The sequence below is a fragment of the Bradyrhizobium sp. GW821-FHT13H05 genome (genome assembly GCF_058804065.1).
On sequence record NZ_JBXAPO010000002.1, the window covers coordinates 248,777 to 272,428 of the forward strand.

19 protein-coding genes are annotated in these 23,652 nt (G+C 64.3%); 10 read left to right on the forward strand and 9 right to left on the reverse strand.

What is annotated here, in order from left to right; all coding sequences use genetic code 11:
* Window positions 1-45: 45 nt before the first annotated feature.
* Entirely contained in the window at window positions 46-2,163 is a 2,118-nt protein-coding gene (gene glgX / locus AC1RR3_RS05635) for a glycogen debranching protein GlgX (protein ID WP_492820214.1), read from the forward strand.
* A gap of 112 nt (window positions 2,164-2,275) precedes the next feature.
* On the opposite strand, the gene AC1RR3_RS05640 is transcribed toward glgX, so the two are convergent.
* Both AC1RR3_RS05640 and AC1RR3_RS05645 read right to left on the reverse strand, forming a co-directional pair.
* Complete coding sequence (locus AC1RR3_RS05640) at window positions 2,276-3,820, reverse strand: acyl-CoA synthetase (protein WP_492820216.1); 1,545 nt, start codon at window positions 3,818-3,820, stop codon at window positions 2,276-2,278.
* Between the two features lie 110 nt (window positions 3,821-3,930).
* Window positions 3,931-4,740 (reverse strand): crotonase/enoyl-CoA hydratase family protein, encoded by an 810-nt coding sequence (locus tag AC1RR3_RS05645; protein WP_492820218.1) that lies wholly within the window; start codon window positions 4,738-4,740, stop codon window positions 3,931-3,933.
* A gap of 116 nt (window positions 4,741-4,856) precedes the next feature.
* On the opposite strand from AC1RR3_RS05645, the gene AC1RR3_RS05650 reads away from it, so the two are divergent.
* Both AC1RR3_RS05650 and AC1RR3_RS05655 read left to right on the forward strand, forming a co-directional pair.
* On the forward strand, window positions 4,857-5,729 hold the full coding sequence (locus AC1RR3_RS05650) for an SDR family oxidoreductase (protein WP_492820220.1): 873 nt from the start codon (window positions 4,857-4,859) through the stop codon (window positions 5,727-5,729).
* A 252-nt stretch (window positions 5,730-5,981) separates the two neighbouring features.
* Window positions 5,982-7,562 carry a fatty acid--CoA ligase gene (locus AC1RR3_RS05655; protein WP_492820222.1) on the forward strand — a complete coding sequence of 527 codons (1,581 nt, stop codon included), beginning with the start codon at window positions 5,982-5,984 and terminating at the stop codon, window positions 7,560-7,562.
* Window positions 7,563-7,753: 191 nt separating this feature from the next.
* On the opposite strand, the gene AC1RR3_RS05660 is transcribed toward AC1RR3_RS05655, so the two are convergent.
* On the reverse strand, window positions 7,754-9,028 hold the full coding sequence (locus tag AC1RR3_RS05660) for an acyl-CoA dehydrogenase family protein (protein WP_492820224.1): 1,275 nt from the start codon (window positions 9,026-9,028) through the stop codon (window positions 7,754-7,756).
* 210 nt (window positions 9,029-9,238) lie between these two features.
* Between AC1RR3_RS05660 and AC1RR3_RS05665 the strand changes: the two genes are divergently transcribed.
* Window positions 9,239-10,018 carry an enoyl-CoA hydratase-related protein gene (locus tag AC1RR3_RS05665; RefSeq protein WP_492820226.1) on the forward strand — a complete coding sequence of 260 codons (780 nt, stop codon included), beginning with the start codon at window positions 9,239-9,241 and terminating at the stop codon, window positions 10,016-10,018.
* 217 nt (window positions 10,019-10,235) lie between these two features.
* On the opposite strand, the gene AC1RR3_RS05670 is transcribed toward AC1RR3_RS05665, so the two are convergent.
* The 3 genes from AC1RR3_RS05670 to AC1RR3_RS05680 are packed head-to-tail and all read right to left on the reverse strand — an operon-like array spanning window position 10,236 to window position 12,382.
* Window positions 10,236-10,607, reverse strand: a complete 372-nt coding sequence (locus tag AC1RR3_RS05670) for a DUF6285 domain-containing protein (protein ID WP_492820228.1) — start codon at window positions 10,605-10,607, stop codon at window positions 10,236-10,238.
* 3 nt (window positions 10,608-10,610) lie between these two features.
* On the reverse strand, window positions 10,611-11,597 hold the full coding sequence (locus tag AC1RR3_RS05675) for a phosphotransferase family protein (protein ID WP_492820230.1): 987 nt from the start codon (window positions 11,595-11,597) through the stop codon (window positions 10,611-10,613).
* Entirely contained in the window at window positions 11,594-12,382 is a 789-nt protein-coding gene (locus AC1RR3_RS05680; protein ID WP_492820232.1) for an enoyl-CoA hydratase/isomerase, read from the reverse strand. Before AC1RR3_RS05680 ends, AC1RR3_RS05675 begins: the two co-directional genes overlap by 4 nt.
* Before the next feature lie 178 nt (window positions 12,383-12,560).
* Here AC1RR3_RS05680 and AC1RR3_RS05685 point away from each other — a divergent pair, with 178 nt between their 5' ends.
* From AC1RR3_RS05685 to AC1RR3_RS05700, 4 genes are all read left to right on the forward strand, one after another.
* On the forward strand, window positions 12,561-13,340 hold the full coding sequence (locus AC1RR3_RS05685) for an SDR family NAD(P)-dependent oxidoreductase (protein ID WP_492820234.1): 780 nt from the start codon (window positions 12,561-12,563) through the stop codon (window positions 13,338-13,340).
* A gap of 109 nt (window positions 13,341-13,449) precedes the next feature.
* Window positions 13,450-13,830 (forward strand): VOC family protein, encoded by a 381-nt coding sequence (locus AC1RR3_RS05690; RefSeq protein WP_008138639.1) that lies wholly within the window; start codon window positions 13,450-13,452, stop codon window positions 13,828-13,830.
* A gap of 296 nt (window positions 13,831-14,126) precedes the next feature.
* The gene (locus AC1RR3_RS05695) at window positions 14,127-15,404 is read left to right on the forward strand and encodes an acyl-CoA dehydrogenase family protein (protein ID WP_014496881.1); all 1,278 of its coding nucleotides are present in this window, start codon (window positions 14,127-14,129) and stop codon (window positions 15,402-15,404) included.
* 66 nt (window positions 15,405-15,470) lie between these two features.
* Window positions 15,471-16,088: a flavin reductase family protein gene (locus AC1RR3_RS05700; RefSeq protein ID WP_492820237.1), complete on the forward strand. Its 618-nt coding sequence runs from the start codon at window positions 15,471-15,473 to the stop codon at window positions 16,086-16,088.
* A 102-nt stretch (window positions 16,089-16,190) separates the two neighbouring features.
* On the opposite strand, the gene yghU is transcribed toward AC1RR3_RS05700, so the two are convergent.
* The 3 genes from yghU to AC1RR3_RS05715 all read right to left on the reverse strand — a co-directional run bounded on the left by yghU (window position 16,191) and on the right by AC1RR3_RS05715 (window position 20,616).
* Window positions 16,191-17,066, reverse strand: a complete 876-nt coding sequence (gene yghU / locus AC1RR3_RS05705) for a glutathione-dependent disulfide-bond oxidoreductase (RefSeq protein ID WP_492820239.1) — start codon at window positions 17,064-17,066, stop codon at window positions 16,191-16,193.
* Between the two features lie 101 nt (window positions 17,067-17,167).
* Window positions 17,168-18,844 (reverse strand): methyl-accepting chemotaxis protein, encoded by a 1,677-nt coding sequence (locus AC1RR3_RS05710; protein ID WP_492820241.1) that lies wholly within the window; start codon window positions 18,842-18,844, stop codon window positions 17,168-17,170.
* Between the two features lie 113 nt (window positions 18,845-18,957).
* Window positions 18,958-20,616, reverse strand: coding sequence for a flavin-containing monooxygenase (locus AC1RR3_RS05715; RefSeq protein WP_492820243.1), 1,659 nt, complete (start codon window positions 20,614-20,616; stop codon window positions 18,958-18,960).
* A 252-nt stretch (window positions 20,617-20,868) separates the two neighbouring features.
* On the opposite strand from AC1RR3_RS05715, the gene AC1RR3_RS05720 reads away from it, so the two are divergent.
* Complete coding sequence (locus AC1RR3_RS05720) at window positions 20,869-22,002, forward strand: nitronate monooxygenase (RefSeq protein WP_492820245.1); 1,134 nt, start codon at window positions 20,869-20,871, stop codon at window positions 22,000-22,002.
* A gap of 116 nt (window positions 22,003-22,118) precedes the next feature.
* The gene (locus tag AC1RR3_RS05725; RefSeq protein WP_492820248.1) at window positions 22,119-23,636 is read left to right on the forward strand and encodes an acetyl-CoA acetyltransferase; all 1,518 of its coding nucleotides are present in this window, start codon (window positions 22,119-22,121) and stop codon (window positions 23,634-23,636) included.
* Window positions 23,637-23,652 lie beyond the last annotated feature (16 nt).

The window sequence follows — 23,652 nt, forward strand, 5'->3', positions numbered from 1 at the left end:
CGCCGTGGCGTTGCCGAGGCGGCCACTGGGGCCTGGGGGATTTTCATGTCCGATTTTGTCATCGAGGAAGGCCTGCCCTATCCGCTGGGGGCCCATTGGAGCGGCAAGGGCACCAACTTTGCGGTGTTTTCCGCCAACGCCACCAAGGTGGAGGTCTGCCTGTTCGACGGCGACCGCGAAACCCATCGGTTTGAACTGCCGGAATATACCGACCAGGTCTTCCACGGCTACATCGCCGGCGTCGGGCCCGGCACCTTCTACGGCCTTCGCGTCTACGGCCCCTATCAGCCCGAGGCCGGCCATCGCTTCAATCCCAACAAGCTCCTGCTCGATCCCTACGCGCGCGCCCATGCCGGCACCCTGAAATGGGACCCGGCGGTGTTCGGTTACAAGATGGAGACGGGCGACGACACCACCTTCGACGAGCGCGACAGCGCGCCGTTCATGCCGAAATGCGTCGTGGTTGATCCTGACTTCGACTGGCAGGCCGAGGCCGCCCGGCAGAACGTCCATTGGGACGAGACCATCGTCTACGAAACGCATGTGAAGGGCTTTACGAAGAAGCACCCCGATGTGCCGGAGAATCTCCGCGGCACCTATGCCGGCTTCGCCGCGCCTGAGATGATCGCGCATCTGACGTCGCTCGGCGTGACCTCGGTCGAGCTGCTGCCGATCCACTCCTTCATCAACGACGACAATCTCCTGAGAAAGAACCTGGTCAATTACTGGGGCTACAACACCATCGGCTTCTTCGCACCCGACCCGCGCTACGCATCCGACGTGCCGAACAGCCTGCGCGAGTTCAAGGAGATGGTGTCGAAGCTGCACGGCGCAGGCCTCGAGGTGATCCTCGACGTCGTCTACAACCACACCGCCGAAGGCAACGAGCTTGGCCCGACGCTGTCGTTCAAGGGCATCGACAATGCGAGCTATTATCGCCTGCTGCCGGACCGGCGGCGCTATTACATCAACGACACCGGCACTGGAAACACCGTCAACCTGTCGCATCCGCGCGTGATCCAGATGGTAATGGACAGCTTGCGCTACTGGGCCGGCCACATGCATATCGACGGCTTCCGCTTCGATCTTGGCACCATCCTCGCCCGCGAGGTCTACGGCTTCGACGAGCAGAGCGGCTTCCTGAAGGCGATGGACCAGGATCCGCTGCTGTCAACCGTCAAGCTGATCGCCGAGCCCTGGGATTGCGGCCCCGGCGGCTACCAGGTCGGCGGATTCCCGCCCGGCTGGGCGGAGTGGAACGACAAATATCGCGACATCGTGCGTGATTATTGGCGGGGCGACGCCCCGCCCTCCGCGCTCGCCGCGCGACTGCTCGGCTCCAGCGACATCTTCAACCGCTGGGGCGGCCGGCGCTCATGGGCCAGCGTCAACTTCATCACCGCCCATGACGGTTTTACGCTGAACGACTGGGCGAGCTACAACGACAAGCACAACGAAGCCAATGGCGAAGGCAACCGCGACGGCAATTCCAGCAACCGCTCCTGGAATTGCGGCGTCGAGGGCCCGACCGACGACAAGGATATCCTCGCGCTGCGCGAACGGCAGAAGCGTAACATGCTGGCGACGCTGCTGCTGTCGCAGGGCACGCCGATGCTGCTCGGCGGCGACGAGTTCGGCCGCACCCAGCAAGGCAACAACAACGCTTATTGCCAGGACAGCGACATCTCCTGGTTCGACTGGAATATGGGCGAGGATTCGCAAAAGCTGCTCGCCTTCACCAAGCGCGTGATCCAGCTCCGCCGCGACTATCCGATCCTGCGCCGCAGCCGTTTCCTCACCGGCGCGCACGACACCCAGCTCGACATCCGCGACGTGGTCTGGGTCAACGCCAATGGCAGCGAGATGTCGAGCGCCGACTGGGAGAGCGGCTGGCAAAAATGCTTCGGCGTCGTGCTCGACGGCCGCGCGCGAAAAACTGCGATCCCGCGCCACGGCGAGGACGACAGCGTGCTGATTATCCTGAACAGTTTTGAGGGCGAGGTCGACTTCAAGCTGCCGCATACCACGGCAGGTCCGTGCTGGTCGCTGCTGCTCGATACCAACGTTAGCGACGGTGCGTCCGGCGCCCGGTTCGAGTTCGACGGCATCTACAAGGTGCCGGGCCGATCGTTCCTGCTGTTCGTGGGCGGGGAGCTGGCATAGGGGCGCGGGATCGGCTTCGGTCTTGTAGCCCGGATGGAACGCAGCGAAATTCGGGGTCTCAAGCACAAGCACCGTCCCGGATTGCGCTGCGCTCCATCCGGGCTACGCACCGTCAGATCTTCCGCCCCGCCTGCTCCCAATAGGGATCGCGCAGGCGGCGTTTGAAGATCTTGCCGGAGTCTTCGCGCGGCAGCCCCGAGCGAATCTCGATATGCTTGGGCACCTTGTAATCGGCGAGCGAGGTCTTCAACTGGGCGCGGATGCCGGCTGCATCGAGCGCGATGCCCGGTTGCAGCTCCACCACCGCCATCAGCGCCTCGCCGAACTCGGCATCGGGGATGCCGAACACCGCGCAATCATGCACGCCGGGCACCGCATGGAGCACCGACTCGATCTCGGCCGGATAGATGTTGACGCCGCCCGATATCACCATGTCGCGCTTGCGGTCGCAGATGAAGACGTAGCCGTCCTCGTCGATATAGCCGACATCGCCTGATGTGATGAAGCCGTCGCGGTCGATCTCGGCGCGCTTCTCCGGCTTGTTGTGGTAGGTGAAGTCGGCCATTTCAGGCATGCGCGAATAGATCTCGCCGATCTCGCCGACATCAAGCACGCGGCCGTCATCGCCGATGAAGCGCAGCTCGGCACCGGGCGAAATCCGGCCGACGGTGCCGGGCTTCTTCAACGCATCCTCTGACGTTGCGAAGGTAACTGCGCTGGATTCGGTCGAGCCGTAGAACTCGTAGATCACCGGCCCCCACCACTCGATCATGGCGCGCTTGACGTCGGCCGGGCATGGCGCAGCGGCGTGGATGATGTGGCGCAGCGAAGAGATATCGTACTTCCTGCGCACCGCCTCCGGCAGCTTCATCAGGCGGATGAACATGGTCGGCACCATGAAGATAGTGTCGATCTTGAAGCGCTCGATCAGCTCGAGGAATTCCTCGGCCTCGAACCGCGGCATCAGCACCAACGCACCGCCGAGCTTTCCTGCGCGGATACCGAACGAGTTCGGTGCGGAGTGATAGAGCGGGCCCGGCAGGATCGCGCGGGCGCCAGGCTTGAGCCCATAGATCATCGCGCGCATGCGCTCGCCGGCAGCCGCCTGCTGCGGCGTCGGCGCATTGCGCCGCACGCCCTTGGGATGGCCCGTTGTGCCCGAAGTGTAGATCATGTTCATCGGCTGCGGCACGACCGGGCCGTCATAAGGCTGGAATTGTGCGAGCCAGGATTCGAACTCGATCGCGAAGTCCGGCGTGGTCAGATGATCCGGATCGATCTTGTAGTTGGACAGGATCTCCGGCGGCGTCGGCACGCTGAGCACCGTGACGCCGTTCGGAATCGCATCGCGCAGGGCGTGCAGCATGTCGGCATGCCCGATCAGCACGGACGTGCCGGTGTCATTGAGGATGTAATTGATCTCCTCCGGCTTGAAGTGCCAATTGATCGGCACACCATAGGCACCCAGCCGCATGGCGGCGTAAGCGGCCTCCAGGAAGGCGATGTCGTTGCGCATCAGCATGCAGACGCAATCGCCTTGCCTGACGCCGATCCTGGCGAGGCCGGAGGCGATGCGATCGGCACGGCCAGCGACTTCGGTGTGGGTGCGGCGGCGATCGCCGGAGACGATGCCGAGGAATGAGGACGTTTCGCTCATATTTGTTGTTCTTTTTTTTGTGTTGTCATTCCGGGATGGTCCGGAGGACCAGACCCGGAATCTCGAGGTTCCGGGTTCGATGCTACGCATCGCCCCGGAACGACAGGTCGTCAATCCGCAAACTTCGGCGCGCGCTTCTCCAGATTGGAGCGCACTGCTTCGGTCTGGTTCGCACTGCCGATCAGCTTCTGCTGCTCGACCGATTCTGCGAGCAGCGCGGGGCCCGGATCGACCGAAAGATTGTTCAGCAGCCGCTTCGCCGCGCGGATCGCATCGGGGCTCTTGCCGGCGATCTCGCGTGCGACCTCGAGCGCTGCGGCGCGCGGATCGTCGCAGATGCGCGTGGCGAGGCCGTAAGCCATCGCCTCCTGCGCGGAGAAGATGCGGCCGGTGTAGGTGAGATCACGCAGGATGTCGTCGCGCACCAGCGAGGCAAGAATGGGCGTGCCCGCCATGTCAGGGACGAGGCCCCATTTGATCTCCATCACCGACATCCGCGCATCAGGGCTAAGGAAGCGCATGTCGGCCCCGAGTGAGAGCTGGAAGCCGCCGCCGAAGGCAACGCCGTGCACCGCCGCGATCACCGGCACCGGCAACTGGCGCCAGCCCCATACTGCCTGTTGCGGAAAGTTTGCCTGGCCATGCGTCCGCTTGGTGAGGTCGCGATTTTCGCCACCCGGAATTCCGTTGCCGCCGCTCTCCTTCATGGCGGCAAAACGCCCCATGTCGAGGCCGGCGCAGAAGGCGCGGCCCTCGCCTGAGAGCACGACGACGCGCACACCTTTTTCCTTTGAAAGCCGCTCGGTTGCCGCGACAAGCGCCTCGAACATCGCCTGATCGAGCGCATTCATCTTGTCCGCGCGCACCAGCCGCACGTCGGCGACGCCTTCCGAGATCGAGATCGAGACGCGCTCTTCCATGGATGAATTCTCCCCTGGTTCTTGCCTGTTCTTGTTCGGTGCCGCTTTACAGGAAGACGGCGGCCGGATTTAGTCAATCGACCAATTAACTGACAATCCGTACGGGAGAAACAGCCATGTTCAAGGAAAATCTTCTGGCCGGCAGGAACATCCTTGTCACCGGCGGCGGGACCGGGCTCGGCAGGTCGATGGCGGCGCGCTTTCTCCAGCTCGGCGCCGAGGTGCATATCTGCGGCCGGCGCAAGATCGTCTGCGACGAGACCGCGACCGAGCTGATGGCCGAGTATGGCGGCCGCGTCACCAGCCACGGCGTCGACATCCGCAATGCGCTCGCAGTCGAGGAGATGGTCGAGACCATCTTTCGCGACGCGCCGCTCACCGACCTCATCAACAATGCCGCCGGCAATTTCATCTCGCGCAGCGAGGACCTCTCGCCGCGCGGCTTCGATGCAGTCGCCAACATCGTCATGCACGGCACCTTCTACGTGACGCACGCGGTCGGCAAGCGCTGGATCGCCCTGAAGCAGCCGGGCAACGTGGTCTCGATCACCACGACCTGGGTGCGCAACGGCTCGCCCTACGTGGTGCCGTCGGCGATGAGCAAATCGGCGATCCACGCGATGACGATGTCGCTTGCGACCGAATGGGGCCGCTATGGCATCCGCCTCAACACCATCGCGCCCGGCGAGATCCCGACCGAGGGCATGAGCAAGCGCATCAAGCCGGGTGATGAAGCCGGAGCACGCACCAAGGCGATGAACCCGATGGGCCGTGTCGGCACCATGGAGGAGTTGCAGAACGCCGCGGTGTTCCTGATCTCCGGCGGCTGCGACTGGATCAATGGCGAGACCATCGCCATGGACGGCGCGCAGGCACTCGCCATGGGCGGCAACTTCTACCAGCTCCGCGACTGGAGCGACGACGACTGGAAAACCGCGCGCGAAAGCATCATGGCGCAGAACGAGAAGGACCGGGCCAAGCGGGGGTAGTCTCGTGCCCCGGACGCAGCGCAACGCGCCCCTGGCGATGCGAAGCATCGTCCAGCGCGGCGTGGTGCGCTGCTGAGCCGGGGCCCATAACGCTTCAAGGACAAGAAGAATGGGTCCCGGCTCTGCGCAGCAGCGCGAGAGCGCTGCAGCGCGTCCGGGACACGAAACCACGCTTCGCCTCTCCTGTCTTGTCTTCCCCCACGGATGACGCCACACTCCCGGGCATAAAACAAAAACGCCGACGGGAGAGACATGTCCACCACACAGCCATTGGCGAACCTCGCCGACGTGGTGCGCGAGCGCGCGACGAGCCGCGGCAGCGCCACCGCCTACGAGTTCGAGGGTCGCGTCACCAGTTTTGCCGAGTTCGACGTCAAGACCAACAAGGTCGCCAACGCGCTTGTCGCGATAGGCGTGAACAAGGGCGACCGCATCGCCTATCTCGGCAAGAACAGCGACCTCTATTTCGAGCTGCTGATGGGCGCAATGAAGGCCGGCGTGGTGATGGCGCCGGTGAACTGGCGGCTCGCCGGGCCCGAGGTCGCCTTCATCGTCGCCGATTGCAAGGCGCCGGTGCTGTTCGTCGGGCCGGAGTTCATCACCCAGGTTCGCCAGATCAAGGACCAGCTGCCGAGCGTGCGCACCATCATCACCACCGAAGGCGGCGCGCCGGAATGGCTGGATTTTGCGGCGTGGCGCGATGCGCAGAGCGGTGACGACCCGAAGGTTGCAATCGACACGAAGGACTTTGCGATCCAGCTCTACACGTCGGGCACCACAGGCAAGCCGAAGGGCGCGATGCTGTCGCATGCGAACTTCCTCAACCTGGTGCAGACAGGCAATGCCGAGGACAAGCCGGAGTGGAACCGGTGGTCGACCGATGACGTCTCGCTGGTGGCGATGCCGATCTTCCATATCGGCGGCTCCGGCTGGGGCGTGATGGGTCTCTACCACGGCGCGCGCGGCGTGATCGCACGCGAGTTCGATCCGACCAAGGTGCTGGATTTCTTCGAGCAGTCCGGCATCACAAAACTGTTCATGGTGCCGGCGGCGATGCAGTTCGTGGTGCGGCAGCCGCGTGCCAGGACGGTCGACTTTTCACGATTGAAGTACATGCTGTATGGCGCCTCGCCGATTCCGGCGGCGCTGCTGAAGGAATGCATCGAGGTCTTCAAATGCGGCTTCGTGCAGATGTACGGCATGACCGAGACGACAGGCACCATCGTCGCGCTGCCGCCGGAAGATCACGTCGAGGGGCTGGAGCGGATGCGCTCGGCCGGCAAGGCGCTGCCGGGCGTCGAGATCGCGATCCTCGATGCGGACGGCCAGCCGCTGCCGCCACGCGCGGTCGGCGATATCGCAACGCGCTCGGGCTCCAACATGGCCGGCTACTGGAATTTGCCGGAGGCAACCGCATCGACGCTGCGCGGCGACGGCTGGCTGCGCACCGGTGACGCCGGCTACATGGACGAGGACGGCTACCTCTACATCCACGACCGCATCAAGGACATGATCATTTCCGGCGGCGAGAACATCTACCCGGCCGAAGTCGAGAGCGCGCTGTGCGATCACCCCGATGTCGCCGAAGCCGCCGTGATCGGCATCCCCGACGACAAATGGGGCGAGGCGGTGAAGGCCGTGGTGGTGATGAAGCCCGGCAAGCAGGCGACCGCCACCGACATCATCAACTTCACCCGCGAGCGCATCGCCGGATTCAAGACGCCGAAGAGCGTGGAGTTTCTGCCGGCGTTGCCGCGGAATCCGAGCGGGAAGATTTTGCGGCGGCAGCTGCGCGAGCCGTATTGGGCGGGGAAGGACCGGCGGGTGAACTGATCGTGAGGCGACCAAGCAATCCAGACGATCTCCGCGGAAAAATTCTGGATTGCTTCGCTTCGCTCGCAATGACGGTGTGGAGACAGATGCCTGCCTCTCTCCCCGTCATTGCGAGGAGCCCTTGCGACGAAGCAATCCAGACTGCCGCCGCGGAAAGACCCTGGATTGCTTCGCTGCGCACGCCGCCTCCGCTAATGCTTCCCCGGCCCCATATACCCGAACAAAAACCCCGCGACCTTGCGGATCTGGATCTCCTCGCTGCCCTCCGTGATCCGGTAGCGCCGGTGGTGGCGGTAGATGTGCTCGAACGGCTTGTGGCGTGAGTAGCCCATGCCGCCATGGACCTGCATGGCACGGTCGGCGGATTCGCAAGCGAGGCGGTTTGCCCAGTAGTTGCACATCGAGACGCGGTCGGACAGCGTGCGCTCGATCTGTTCCTCGGTGAGCTTGTCCATCTCCCACGCGGTCTTGCGGATCAAGAGGCGCAGCATCTCGGCCTGGGTTGCAAGCTCCACCAGCGGGAACTGGATCGCCTGGTTCTCGGCAAGCGCCTTGCCGAACGGTTTTCGCTCACGCGCATATTTCACGCTCTCGTTGATGCAGTAGACGGCGGCGCCCAGCGAGCTTGCCGCCTGGCGGATGCGGTTCTGGTGCACGAAGCATTGCGCCAGCGACAGGCCGCGGCCGACTTCGCCGAACAGCGCATCCTCGGGCACGAACACGTCGGTAAAGCTGACGCGGGGATGGTCGGTCGGCATGTTGAAGGTCCACATGTACTCCTCGACCTTCACGCCGTGGCTCTTCGCCGGCACCAGCAAGCAGGTGATGCCGCGGGCATCGCCGTCGTTGCCGCTGGTGCGTGCGAACAGCGCGCAATGCGTGGCGACGTGCATGCCCGTCGTCCACATCTTCTCGCCGTTGATGATCCAGCCCTTGACGTTGTCGCGGACAGCGGGCACCGCGCGCGTCTCCATGTGGGTGGCGTCCGAGCCGTGATTGGGCTCGGTGAGACCGAACGTGATGCGGTACTTGCCCTTGATCGAGCCGTCGATCATCGCTTTCTGGTCGTCGCGGCCGTAGCGGTCGAGCATGGTGACGACGGGAAAATTGCCGACGATGGAGTGCTCGTTCTGAAGATCGTTGTGCAGGCCGAGGCCCTTCGCGGCAAAGTGCTCGCGGATCACGGCCATCCAGAGATTGGAGCCATCCTTGCCGCCATATTGCTTCGAGACCGCAAAGCGCAGATGGCCGGCGGCGTCGGCCAGATCCTTGGCTTTCCGCAGCAGTGCCTCCCATTCGTGGCGCGGCAGGCCGCCGTTCTCGAAATCGGTGCGCGCCCATTCGCGGCGATGGTCGAAGAAGCGGATGTTGTCGTCGGCCTCCTCAAGCGGCTTGATCTCACGTTCGATGAAACGATCGAGCTCTCCGAGATAGGCGACGAGATCTGTTGGCAGCGAGAAATCCACGGTTCTCTCCCGGATGATTTTATCGTTTTGCGTTAAGGCGCTAGGCGCGTTTTTGCTTCGCACGATTAAGGTGAGAAGAGCGTCTCCAAGTCAAGCAAAGCGAGGCGTGCCAGAGGCGCAAGGCGCATTGCGCAATTCGATGGTGCCCAAGCACTGAGGCGCGGTAGTATGACGCCAATATTCCTTGACGAGAAAATGCGGGAGCGCGCGATGGAGCTGAAATTCTCAAAGGTGGAACGCAAGGGGCCGATCACGATCATCACGCTGTCGCGGCCCGAGGTCTACAACGCGCTGCACACCGATGCGCATTTCGAGTTGCAGAAGGTGTTTGACGATTTCTCCGGAGATCCCGAGCAATGGGTCGCGATCGTCACCGGCGCCGGCGACAAGGCGTTCTGCGCCGGCAACGATCTGAAGTGGCAGGCGGCCGGGGGAAAACGCGGCTGGGACAAGGGCGGCTTTGCCGGCCTCACTGCGCGGTTCGACTGCGACAAGCCGATCATCGCCGCGGTGAATGGTGTGGCGATGGGCGGCGGCTTCGAGATTGCGCTCGCCTGCGACCTGATCATTGCTTCCGAGAACGCGACCTTCGCCCTGCCCGAGCCGCGCGTTGGCCTCGCCGCGCTCGCCGGCGGCCTGCACCGGCTGCCGCGCCAGATCGGCTTGAAGCGCGCCATGGGCATGATCCTCACCGCGCGCCATGTCAGCGCCAAGGAGGGCCACGAGCTCGGCTTCGTCAACGAGGTGGTGCCGCAAGGCGAGGCGCTCGCAGGCGCGCTGCGCTGGGCGGAGATGATCACGAAGAACTCGCCGATGTCGATCCGGGCGTCCAAGCAGACGATCCAGAAGGGGCTCGGCGTGTCGCTGGAGCAGGCAATCGAGGAGCAGCGCGAGTATCCCGCCGTGAAAGCGATGGTGGCATCGCAGGACTACATCGAGGGTCCGAAGGCGTTCTCGGAGAAGCGGCCGCCGAAATGGGTGGGGAAGTAACAGGCGGTCCCTCCGCCGTCATTGCGAGCGGAGCGAAGCAATCCAGAATCTTTCCGCGGTGACAGTCTGGATTGCTTCGTCGCTTCGCTCCTCGCAATGACGGTTGCGAGGGACTGAGGCGTAGCCCGGATGGAGCGAAGCGCAATCCGGGGCAGCGGCATCTTCTCGCGCGACCGTCCCGGATTACGCTTCGCTCCATCCGGGCTACGAAGCTCACCTAACGTCCCAGCTCCCGCTTGTATGACGCGTAGTTCGGCTGATCGACGGCGAGCTTGTCCATCGTGGTCGCCCACAGATGCTCGACCAGCCCCGGCGTTGCGAGATCCGCCTCGCCTTTGGCGATCCGGTCGGCGAGTGCGCGGTTGAGATCGGTGACCGAGCCATCGACACCGAGCAGCGCGCGCAGCCGCTCGACCTCGCTCGCATCGCTCCCCTCCTCCTGCGTCAGTTGTCGCGTGACGAGATCGAGGATGTTGATGGCGACACGCAGCTTGAAGGCCTGATGGCCGGAGATCAGCGGCGTGATGTCGTTGCGGAGGAAATCGGCGACTGATCTGGTCAGCTCAACCGGCGTCGGTTCGTCCTGCATGTGTCAGCTCCCACGCGGCGCCAGCAGGCGCAACAGATCGATCTCGGTTTCGGAGGCGCGGCGGCCGATCATGGCGCGCTCCATCGAATGATCCGGGCCCTCGCGAAAGCGCTGCATCATGCCGCCGCACATGATGCCCCAGCGCAGCGTGCCCATCACTTCCCAGAATTTGACGCGCTCTGCATCGACCTTGCGGCCGGCCGCCTCGTAGCCGGCGAACATCTCCTCGCGCGAGCCGAAACCGCCGACGGGCTTGTCGATCTCACCAAAGCGCCAGGAGTTGACGCAGACCCAGCCGAGATCCTCCATGGGGTCGCCGAGATGGGCAAGTTCCCAGTCGAGCACGGCACGGACGCCGTCGGCGCCGATGATGAGATTGCCGTTGCGGAAATCGCCATGCACCAGCGTCGTCTCGGCCGACGGGCCGGGATCGTGGTCGCGGAGCCAGCGCAGCGCCAACTCGAACACGGGCTTTGGCCAGTTCAGGCTGCGATAGTCGCGATCGAACTCGGAGATCTCCTGGGTCGCCGACCTGCTGCGCAGCTCAGGCAATATGTCCTGCGGCAGCTTGTGCAGGCCAGCGAGCACGCCGCCGATCTGCCGTGCGAGGCGTGGCCGCGCCGCTGCAAACTCGTCATCACGGAGGATCTTGCGGGCGATGGTCTCGCCCTCGACGCGCTGCATGATGAAGCCGGTGCCGAGATCGTCATCCGGCGTGAGCACATGCATCACGCGCGGCGACGGCACGCCGGCCTCGAAGGCGAGCTGCATCAGTTGCGCTTCAGCGTCGAGGCCTGCCGCCCGCGTCGGCGCAGCGCCATAGCCCTTCGGCGAGCGGCGCAGGATCGCGCCGATCGCACCGTCGGGATGCACGATGTCGAAACGCCAGGTTTCCTGGCTGGCGCCACCGGACAGCCTTGCCGCGCCGGTGACGCCGGTCGCTCCGGGACACCAGCGCTGAACGCTGCGGGAAAGCTCCGCCTCGATCATTTGCCCTTGAACTGCGCGGGCCGCTTCTCCAGGAACGCCCCGACGCCCTCGCGGAAGTCCTGGGTGTCGCCGGCCCGGAGTTGGCACTGGAATTCGAGATTGAGCTGATCCTCGAAGGAGTTTTCCGGGCTGTCCCAATAGAGCTTGCGGATCAGCGACAGCGCCACCGTCGGACCGCTGGCGAGGTCGCGCGCGAGCTTCATCGCCTCCTCCATCAGCACGCCATCATCGTAGACGCGGTTGACGAGGCCCCATTCGAGCGCCTTCTCGGCTGGCAAGCGCTCGCCCATCAGCGACAATTCGATCGAGCGGGCCCGGCCGACCAGGCGCGGCAGCAGCCAGGTCGAGCCGCAATCCGGCACGAGGCCGATGCGGCGGAAGGCCTGCAAGAAATAGGACGAGCGCGCGCACAAAATCATGTCGCCGAGCAGCGCGAAGCTCATGCCGGCACCCGCCGCCGGCCCATTGACCGCGGTGATGATGGGGCAGTGCAGATTGCGAATGCGGCGCAGGAAGGGATGAAAGCCGGTCTCCAGCGTCAGGCCGGCCTTGGTCTTCTTCGACTGGTTGTTGCGGCCCTGGAGATTCGCGCCGGTGCAGAACGCCCGTCCGGCGCCGGTCAGCACGATGCAGCGCACCTCGTCCTTCTTCTCCTCGATCGCGTCGAGCGCCTCCGCAAGCCCGCCCAGCATGTCCATGGAGACCGCGTTCATCACCTCCTGATGGTCGAGCTTGAGGATCGCGACCGAACCATCGAAATCGAGCATGACGTGTTTGAACTGCATGGTTTCCTCGTCAGTTGGTCCTAGCGATGTTTCGCAGACCGGAATTGGTTTTGCCGCGGCGCATATTTGATTTTTGGCGCGGGCTTGTCCATGGTGGCAAAAGCATACCCCACCGTCATATCGCATGATCTTGCGCGCACCGGCTGACGCATGTCGTGCCAAGAACAGGAAACGCGCCATGAACCTTTTCGACCTCTCCGGCCGCGTCGCCGTGATCACCGGCGGCAACGGCGGTATCGGGCTCGGCATCGCGCAGGCGCTCGCCGGCCAGGGCTGCAACGTCTCGATCTGGGGCCGCAATGCTGACAAGAACAAGGCTGCTGCCGCGAGCATGGCGGGCCTCTCCGGCAAGGTCGATAGCCGCGTCTGCGACGTCACCGATCCGGCCTCGGTGAACGCAGCGATGAAAGCAACGATCGACACCTTCGGCCGGGTCGACGGCTGCTTTGCCAATGCCGGCATCGGCGGCGGCGGAAGGCGTTCCTTCATCGAGCGCACCGAAGAGGAATGGAGCTCGATGTTCGCGACCAATCTCGACGGTGTATTTCATTCATTCCAGGCCGCCGCCCGCGACATGGTCGACCGCGCCAGTGCCGGCGATCCGTTCGGCCGGCTGGTCGCGACCTCGAGCCTCGCTTCGATCTTCGGCACCGCGCGCAACGAGCACTATGCCGCGACGAAAGCCGCGATCAATGCGCTGGTGCGCGCGCTCGGCGTCGAGCTCGCGCGCCATGGCGTCACTGCGAACGCGATCCTGCCCGGCTGGATCAAGAGCGACATGACCGCGGGCATCATGGGCAACGAGAAATTCGTCGCCAATGTGATGCCGCGGATTCCGCAGCGCCGCTTCGGCGAGCCATCCGATTTCGGCGGCATCGCCGTGTATCTCATGAGCAAGGCGTCGTCCTATCACACCGCGGACACGTTCGTGATCGACGGCGGGTATACGGCATTTTGAGTCTCGTAGCCCGGATCGAGCGAAGCGTAATCCGGGATTTTCAGCAGCAAGCAAGACCCGGATTTCGCTACGCTCGATCCGGGCTACAAACTCTGAGGGGAATGGGCAAATGTTCTCGCACATCATGATCGGCACTAACGACCTCGACAAGGCCAAGGCCTTTTACGACAACCTGCTCAACACGCTCGAGGTGCGCCCGGCCAAGGTCGATGGCCACCGCATCTTCTACTTCACCAAGACCGGCGTGTTCTCGGTGACCAAGCCGATCAACGGCGAGCCTGCGACTTGCGCCAACGGCGGCACGATCGGCTTTGCCGCCAACTCGCCTGAGCAGGTCGACAAATGGCACGCCGCCGGCATCGCCGCCGGCGGAACGCCGATCGAGAATCCGCCCGGCATCCGCGAGGGCGCGGGGAACAAGCTCTATCTCGCTTATCTGCGCGACCTCGACGGCAACAAGATCTGCGCAATGCACCGGATGCCGAACTAGGCTAGCCACAGCCACCCCTGTCATTCCCCGCGAAAGCGGGGAATCCAGTACGCCGCGGCTTCTCCGTGAATCATTGGCGTCACGGAGTACTGGATCGCCCGATTAAATCGGGCGATGACAGCGGAGATTGGCGCACGGGCAGGCCGATGCTTCGGCGCCATTCAAACAACATTTCAAACGCCCTCGCGATATTCCATCACATGGCATGGGTCGCCTGAGGAAATGCGCGCTCGCGCTTTGCGCGCGCTGCGACTATTCTCCGGCCCAGCGCGATCTCAGTGACCCCGGGAGGAACAATGACAAAGCACGCCTATATTCCCCGCACCACCAACTACACCCTCAATCCCGGCGACGAGCTCAACGACCTCCGGATGTCGGACCAGGTCCGGCCGCTCTACGATCATGTCAGGAAGTTCATCCGCGACACCGTCGAGCCGATGTCGATCGAATTCGCCAAGGCCGGCGAAGGCAAGCAAGACCGCTGGAGCTTTACGCCGAAGCAGCTCGAGGTGCTCGAGGTCGCCAAGAACAAGGCCAAGAAGGAAGGCCTCTGGAACTTCTTCCTGCCCGACGACGAGACCGGCCAGGGCCTGAAGAATCTCGACTATGCCTATATCGCCTCCGAACTCGGCAAGAGCCCGCTGGCGTCCGAGACCATGAACTGCTCGGCGCCCGACACCGGCAACATGGAAGTGCTGGAGCGCGTCGGCACCAAGGAGCAGAAGGAGAAGTGGCTGAAGCCGCTGATGAACGGCGAGATCCGCTCGGCCTATGTGATGACCGAGCCGAACGTCGCCTCCTCCGATGCCAAGAACATCTCGACCACGGCAAAGCTGGTCGGCGACGAATGGGTCATCAACGGCGAGAAGTACTACATCTCCGGCGTCGGCGACCCCCGCTGCAAGATCCTCATCGTGATGGTGAAGACCAATCCGGACGCAGCGCCCAGCAAGCAGCAGTCGCAGATCCTGGTGCCGCGCGACACGCCCGGCGTCGAGGTGCTCGGCCCCATGTACGTGTTCGGCCAGGACCACGCGCCGCGCGGCCACATGCACATGCGCTTCAACAATGTGCGGGTGCCGAAGGAGAACATGCTGCTCGGCGAGGGCCGCGGTTTCGAAATCTCGCAGCTTCGTCTTGGCCCCGGCCGCATCCATCACTGCATGCGCACCATCGGCAAGGCCGAGAAGGCGCTCGACCTGATGGTGCAGCGTGGTCTCACCCGCGAAGCCTTCGGCAAGAAGATCGCCCATCTCGGCGGCAACATGCAGATCATCGCGCAGGCGCGCTGCGAGATCGAGGCGATGCGGCTGATGGTGCTGAAGGCGGCGAAGGCCATGGACGTGCTTGGCAACAAGGAGGCCCGCGTCTGGGTCTCCATGGTCAAGGCCATGGTGCCCGAGCGCGCCTGCAAGATCATCGACCAGTCGATCCAGATGCACGGCGCCACCGGCATCTCGCACTGGACGCCGCTCGCCGAGATGTATCAGGACGTGCGTCACCTGCGCTTTGCCGACGGTCCGGACGAGGTGCACTGGATGGTGGTGGGACGGCACGAGCTGAGCATGGCGTGAACCACCTTCTCTCTTTTCCCCTCTCCCCGCTTGCGGGGAGAGGGGAAGACCCACACAGGAGCCGCCATGGACTACGCCGCCAGCGACCTGACGCCACGCGAGCGCTACAAGGTGCTGACGTCCTTCATCCTGCCACGGCCGATCGCGTGGGTGACCTCGATCGGTCCATCAGGCGTGGTCAACGCCGCCCCGTTCAGCTTCTTCAACGCCTTCTGCGAGGATCCGCCGCTGTGCATGTTCGCGGCGAACCGCAAGTCCAACGGCCAGGACAAGGACACCTTCCTCAACATCCAGCGCACCGGCGAGTTCGTGGTCAACATTGCCGACGAGCCGCTGGCGAAAGCCATGCATGAGTCGAGCGGTGACTTTCCGCCTGATATCGGCGAGCCCGATTATCTCGGTTTGAAACTCGCACCCTCAAGCAAGATCGCGGTGCCCAGGCTCGCCGACACGCCCTGGGCGATGGAGTGCAAGCTCTGGAAGCTGATCGACGTCAACGACGATCGCCGCCTGATCATGGGCGAAGGCCTCCACTTCCATATCCGCGACGAGCTGTGGGACGACAAGGCGATGCGGGTGCACATGGACCGCTATCACCCGATCGGCCGCATGTTCGCCGACCGTTATTGCCGCACGGACGATCGCGTGGTGTTTCCGGCTGCGGAGGGGGCGAAGGAGCCGTAGGGCGGATTAGCGAAGCGTAATCCGCCGAATGCACGGACGGATGGTGGATTACGCAAACGGACCGCGCTTCGCGCAGTCCGCTCGCTAATCCACCCTACCTACTTACGTCGCGGGCGCGACCTTATCCTGCGTCTTCGTTTCGAAATCGCTGGCATCGTGCCGCTCGTGGAGCTGGCTGGCGGGATCGCCGGAGACGCGGTTGACCATGCGGCCGCGCTTCACGGCGGGGCGCTGTGCGATCTGGTCGGTCCAGCGCTGCACGTTCTTGTAGTCCTGCACCGACAGGAATTCGCCGGCACCGTAGACCAGGCCCTTGGCGAGCGCGCCGTACCAGGGCCACACCGCGATATCGGCGATGGTGTAGTCCTTGCCCGCAAGATACTCGTTATCGGCGAGGCGGCGGTCGAGCACGTCGAGCTGGCGCTTGGTCTCCATCGCGAAGCGGTCGATGGCGTATTCGATCTTGGTCGGCGCGTAGGCGTAGAAATGGCCGAAGCCGCCGCCGAGATAGGGCGCACTGCCCATCTGCCAGAACAGCCAGGACATCGCTTCGGTGCGGGCCTTGATGTCTTTCGGCAGGAAGGCACCGAACTTCTCGGCGAGGTAGAACAGGATCGAGCCGGATTCGAACACCCGGATCGGCTCCGGACCCGAGCGGTCCATCAGCGCCGGGATTTTCGAGTTGGGATTGATGTCGACAAAACCGCTGCCGAACTGGTCGCCATTGCCGATCCTGATCAGCCAGGCGTCGTATTCGGCGCCCTTGTGGCCGAGCGCCAGCAGCTCCTCCAGCATCACGGTGACCTTCACCCCGTTCGGCGTCGCCAGCGAATAGAGCTGGAAGGGATGGTTGCCCACCGGCAGCTCCTTGTCGTGGGTGGGGCCGGCGATCGGGCGGTTGATGCTGGCGAACTGCCCGCCATTCTCCTTGTTCCAGGTCCAGACTTTGGGCGGCACGTAGGCGGGGGCGTCGGTCATGCGGGGGCTCCGGCGGAAAGATGCGCCTGCATTAATTAGCCCGCCAACGGCCGATGACAAGCCCTGCCGGCCCTGCGTCCGGCGCGGGCCTCAAGGCCGCGTCATGCAGCCTTGACCTTGCCGAGGAAGTCCTGGACCAGGGAGCGCATCTGGTCGGCCTCATGCGACAGCGAGGTGGCTGCGGACAGCATCTCCTGCGCGGCGCCGCCGCCGGAGCGCGCCGACTGGCTCACCCCCTCGATGTTCTGGGTCACCGTGCCGGTGCCGGCGGAGGCCTGTTCAGCGCTGCGGGCGATGGCCTGCGTGGCCGCGCCCTGCTCTTCCACGGCCGAGGCGACTGTAGTCGAGATCTGGCTGATCTCCTGGATGGTGCTGCCGATCGCGGTGATCGCATCGACCGCCTGCGCGGTCGCCTGCTGCACCGAAGCGATCTGCTGGCCGATCTCGTCGGTCGCGCGCGAGGTCTGCGCGGCCAGGCTCTTCACCTCGTTGGCGACGACGGCAAAACCCCGGCCGGCATCGCCGGCCCGGGCGGCCTCGATGGTCGCGTTCAGCGCGAGCAGATTGGTCTGGCTGGCGATCTGGTTGATCAGATCGATCACCTCGCCGATCCGGCGCGCCGCCTGCTGAAGGCCGCCGACGATGTCGTTGGTGCGGTTGGCCTGGTCCACCGCCTTGTGGCTGACCTGCGAGGCGAGCGCGACCTGCCGGGAAATCTCGTGGATCGAGGAGGTCAGCTCCTCGGCGGCGGAGGCCACGGTCTGCACGTTCGCCGAGGCCTGCTGCGCGGCCGCAGCCACCGTCATGGCCTGCTCGCCGGTCTGGCCGACCGTGGACGACAGGCCGCCGGCGGTCGCCTGCATGCGGCTCGCCGCATCGGCGACGCCGCCGATGGCGGAGCTTGCCGCCGCATCGAAGTCCTGCGCCAGCCCCATGATGTAGGCGGCATGCCGCTCCTTGGCCTGCCGCTCTTCCTCCTGGCGCGCGCGCATCTGATCGGCCGCAATCATGCCCTCCTTGAAGACAAGCACGGCGCGGGCCATGGCGCCGACCTCGTCGCGCCGCGCCGTCGCCGGCACTTCGGTCGTGGTGTCGTTCTGGGCGAGCCGGCCCATCGCCTTGTCGAGCGCCAGCAGCGGCTTGCCGATGGCCGAACGCAGCACGAAGCCGGCCGCGGCCGCGAGCGCCATCGTGACCAGCAACACGACCCCAATGACGGTGCGGGCATTGTCGTAGGTCCATTCCGCCGTGGCGACGGAACGGCCGGCGCCGTCGGTGTTGACCTTCACGAGCTTGTCGGCGTCCTCGAGCAGTTCGCGAAACTGGTTTCTGCCGGCGAAGAAGCTTTCGCGGGCGCCTTCGGGATTGCTGGCCAGCATGTCCAGCGCCTTGTCCGATTCCAGGAAAGTGGCGTAGTGCCCGCTGAGGCGCTTCAGCGCCGCCTGCTCCTCCGGCGAGGTCACGAATGCCTCGTAGGATTTGAGGCTGTCGGTCACGGTCTGCTCGATCTTGCGCAGGGTCTGGCGAATCTCCTCGCGATCGCCATCCTTGGCCATCAGCACCGAGAGCTGGTTGGTCCGGATGCGGGCGATCTGGTATTGCAGGCCCCTCGCCTTATCGACGCTGGGGAGCCAGTTGCCGGACAGTTCACGGGCGGCGCCATGCAGGTCGGACAGCGATTTCAGCGCGAAGCCGCCGAGCACGACGACCAGCAGCACGACTGCCGAAAATGTGAGCAGCAGCTTGCGCCCAACAGACATGTTGTTGAACCAAGCCATCGCACTCTCCATTCCAGATAGTCATTCCGCGCCTGCGCGCCTTCGTTGTAATGGAGGGGGCTTACCGAATAATTACGTTTCGCCAGACAGTAGCGCCGAAATGTTGGGCGGAGCTAGCCTGACATCGCCCTGCGCGACCGGGCCTCGGTCTCCATCACGAATCCCTCATATCCCTTCGCCGCGACCTCGTTGCAGATCCGCCGGTAGACGCCGACGCCGCCGATATAGGGCATGAAGATGCGCGGCTTGCCGGGGATGTTGGCGCCCATGTACCAGGAATTGGCCTGCGGATAGAGCGTGCCGTGGGCGACCTCGTTGACATGCGCCACCCATTTCTCCTCGGCCTCCCCGTCCGCCTCCATCGTGGCAAGGCCCTGCTTGCGCATGTGGGCGAGACAGTCGGCGATCCAGTCGACATGCTGCTCGATCGACACGATCATGTTCGAGAGCACTGACGGGCTGCCGGGCCCGGTGATGATGAAGAGGTTCGGAAAACCCGCGCTCATCAGGCCAAGATAGGTCTTTGGGCCTTCCGCCCATTTCTGGTTCAACGTTTGCCCGCCGCGGCCACGGATATCGATCTTCGCGACCGATCCGGTCATGGCATCGAAGCCGGTCGCCATCACCAGTGCGTCGACCTCGTGGTCCACGCCAGCGACGCGGACGGCGTTCGCGGTGATCTCCTCGATCGGACTGGTCTTGATGTCGACCAGTGAAACGTTCGGCCGGTTGAAGGTCGCGAAGTAGTCGGTGTCGATGCAGATGCGCTTGGTGCCGATCGGATGGCTGTTCGGCTGGAGCAGTTTTGCGGTGTCGGGATCCCTCACGATCTCGGCGATCTTACCGCGCACGAAATTTGCCGCGGTGTCGTTGGCTGACAGCTCGAGGCCGAGATTGTTGTAGACATACAAGAAGGTGAGCCCGCCGCGCTCCCAGCGGGCCGCATATTTGCCACTCCTGATGTCATCACCATCGTCGAGCGCGCCACGATCGGGTTGCTCGGCATAGATGCCGTTGCGCGCGACTTCGCGGGCGAAGCGGCGGACCTCCGGATAGTTGTTGCGGAACGCACTCCGCTCCTCGTCGGTGAGCGCGGCGTTGCGGGCGGGAATCGAGAAATTTGCGGTGCGCTGAAACACAGTGAGATGTTTTGCTTGTTCGGCAATGACGGGGGTCGACTGGATGCCTGATGATCCCGTACCGATGAGGCCGACGCGCAGGCCCGTGAAGTCCACGGGCTCGTGCGGCCAGTTGCCAGTGTGGTAGACGGGCCCCCTGAAATTTTCGAGGCCGTTGATATCGGGCTTGCGCGCGTTGGAGAGGCAGCCGGTGGCGAGCACGACAAACTGAGCACCGACCGTCCTGCCGTCGGAGGTCGTCACCGACCAGCTTTTCTCGCCCTCGTCGAACGCGGCGCGCTCGACGCGGGTGTTGAACTGGATGTCGCGACGCAGATCGAAACGGTCGGCGACGTGATTGGCGTATTTCAGGATCTCTGCTTGCGGCGCGTAGCGCTCGCTCCAGTCCCATTCCTGCTGAAGCTCTTCCGAGAACGAATAGGAATACTGCATGCTCTCGACATCGCAGCGCGCACCGGGATAGCGGTTCCAGTACCAGGTGCCGCCGACGCCATCGCCCTGCTCGTAGACACGTGCCGAGAAACCCAGCCCGCGCAGACGATGCAGCATATACATGCCGGCAAAGCCTGCGCCGACGATGACGACGTCGTAGGCTTCGCTGGTCTGGGCTGGGCTCGATTGCGCTGGCGACATCGATGACACTCCCTGATTGTTTTCTGTTGTTGTGGGCCAGCATTCTCTCGCGTCCACGAAAGCGCAAGGGGCAAATCGGCGGGCTCTGGTCTGCTTATTTTGTGCAGCGGAATGGCTTACTCTGCGCGTGGCGTCTGCACGCAAGATGCGCGGCCGAATCCGGAATGGCATCGCGGGCGACGATGAGCTAGCGTCGAGGAACCTTCGCCGGGACAACAACAACAGCAACGCGAGGGCCGCCGGGAGAGAGCCATGAAATCGCCGATCTGCGACATGCTGGGCATCGAGTTCCCGCTGCTCGCCTTCAGCCATTGCCGCGACGTCGTTGCCGCCGTCAGCCGCGCCGGCGGATTTGGCGTGTTAGGTGCCACCGTGCACACGCCGGATACGCTTGAGCGCGAGCTGACATGGATCGACGACCACGTCGATGGCAAACCTTACGGCATCGACGTGCTGATCCCCGAGAACATCTCGACTTCTGGCGAGAAGGACGTCACCTGGAAGAGCCTCGAGGCGCGCGTGCCGCAGGAGCACCGCAAGTACACGCGCGACCTCCTGAAAAAATACGACATCGAGCTGACGACCACTGAAGTGGCCGACAACCAGCCGCAGCCGTTCGACGCCAAGACGGCGCTTCAGCTGCTCGAAGTCTCCTTCAATCATCCGATCCGCTTGATCGCCAATGCGCTGGGCGTACCGCCGAAGGCGATGATCGAGATGGGCAAGACCCACGGCGTACCGGTCGCAGCGCTCGTCGGCGCCAAGGAACATGCACTGCGCCAGGTCGCGGCCGGCGTCGACATTCTCGTGGTGCAGGGCACCGAGGCCGGCGGCCATTGCGGCGAGGTCTCGACCATGGTGCTGGTGCCCGAGGTGATCAAGGCGATCAAGAATATCCGCGACGTGCCGGTGCTGGCGGCCGGCGGCATCATGACGGGCCGGCAGATGGCGGCCTGCATGGCGATGGGCGCGGCCGGTGCATGGACCGGCTCGGTATGGCTCGCCACCGTCGAGGCCGAGACCACGGAGATTTTTCGCGAAAAGATGATCGCGGCGTCTTCGCGCGATGCGATCCGCTCGAAGGGCCGTACCGGAAAGCCGGCGCGGCAGCTCCGCTCGGTCTGGACCGATGCGTGGGACCGCGCGCCGGACAGCCCCGGCGCGCTGCCGATGCCGCTGCAAAGCATCATCAGCCGCGACGCCTTCCACGCGATCGACCGTGCGGCCGCGAGCGGCAATGCCAAGGCGCGCGATCTCGTCAGCTATTTCGTCGGACAGGGCGTCGGCCTGATCGACAGCGTGAAGTCGGCGGGAGCGGTCGTGCAGGAGTTCAAGGAAGAGTTCGCCGAAGCCGTCGAGCACATGAATGCGCTGGTGGCGGAGTGACAACCACAACGTCATTGCGAGCGTAGCGAAGCAATCCAGACTGCCGCCGCGGAAGGATTCTGGATTGCTTCGCTACGCTCGCAATGACAAGCCAACTGACATCGTGAATTGAGGCCATGACCGACAAGACCACCATCCCCGAAGACCGCATCCCCGTCATCGTCGGCATCGGCGAGATCGTCGACCGCCCCGAGGAAATCACCGCCGGTCTCGAGCCGCTCGATCTGCTCGAGCAGGCATTGCGGCGCGCAGAACAAGATGCGGGCGCAAAGCTGCTCGGCGAGGTGCAATCGCTCGACGTCGTCAATTTCCTGAGCTGGCGCTATCGCGATCCCGAGAAACTGCTGGCTGAGCGCCTCGACGTTCAACCGGCGCATTGCTATTACGGCCCGGTCGGCGGCGAGAGTCCGATCCGCTACATCCACGAGGCAGCAAAGCGCATCGCGCGCAGCGAATGCAGCGTCGCCGCGGTCTGCGGTGCCGAAGCGCAGTCGACTGCAACCAAGGCCGAGCGCGCCGGCGCCAAGCTGCCATGGACGCCGTTCGCACATGATGTCGAGGAGCCCAAGCGCGGCGCGGCATTCCAGAAGCCGCTGGCGGTGAAGCTCGGCGTGTTCCGGCCCGTCACGGTCTACCCGTTCTACGAGGCAGCATCGTCGGCGCATTGGGGCCAGACGCCGCGCGAGGCGATGGCGGAATCAGGCACGCTGTGGTCGCGCTATTCGGAGGCCGCCGCGCAAAATCCAAATGCCTGGCTGAAGCGGCGCTATGCGCCGGACGAGATCATAACGCCGACCGCGGACAACCGCCTGATCGCGTGGCCCTACAACAAGCTTATGGTCGCCAATCCCAGCGTCAACATGGGCGGCGCGTTGCTGCTCACCAGCCTTGCCAAGGCGCGTGCGGCTGGCATTGCCGAGCACAAGCTGGTCTATCCGCTCGGCGGCGCCTCGGCAGAGGAGTCGCGCGACTATCTCCTGCGCGATCAGTTTTACGAGAGCCATCCACAGAATGCGGTGCTCAACAGCGTGATGGATCTCGCTGGTGGCGACGGCAAAAAATTCGACGCGATCGAGCTCTACAGCTGCTTCCCCTGCGTGCCCAAGATGGCGCGGCGGACATTAGGCCTCGACGCCGACGTGCAGCCGACCGTGACCGGCGGCCTCACCTTCTTCGGCGCGCCGCTCAATACCTACATGACGCACGCGGCCTGCGCGATGGTGCGGCGGGTGCGCGGCGGCGCCAAGCTCGGCCTGCTCTATGGGCAGGGCGGCTTCGTCACCAAGCATCACGCACTGGTGGTGTCGAAGGCTCCGCCGCGCGAAGCGCTTGCGCAGGAGACGAGCGTGCAGGCGGACGCAGACCGCAACAAGCGCGCGGTGCCGGAGTTCGTGACGGAGGCCTCAGGCAAGGGCAAGGTCGAGAGCTTTACGGTGCTCTATGGCCGAGGCGGCGATGTCGAGCACGGCGTGGTGATGCTGCGGACGGAGGACGACCGGCGTACGCTGGGGCGGATTCCGGCGAGCGATTCGGCGACGCTGGCGCATTTGCTCAACATGGAGCGCACGCCGGTCGGCTCGCTCGGCGGGATCACGATGGCTGCGGATGGCGTGCCGGAGTGGCGGGTGGCTTAATTTTCGCAGGGTGGGT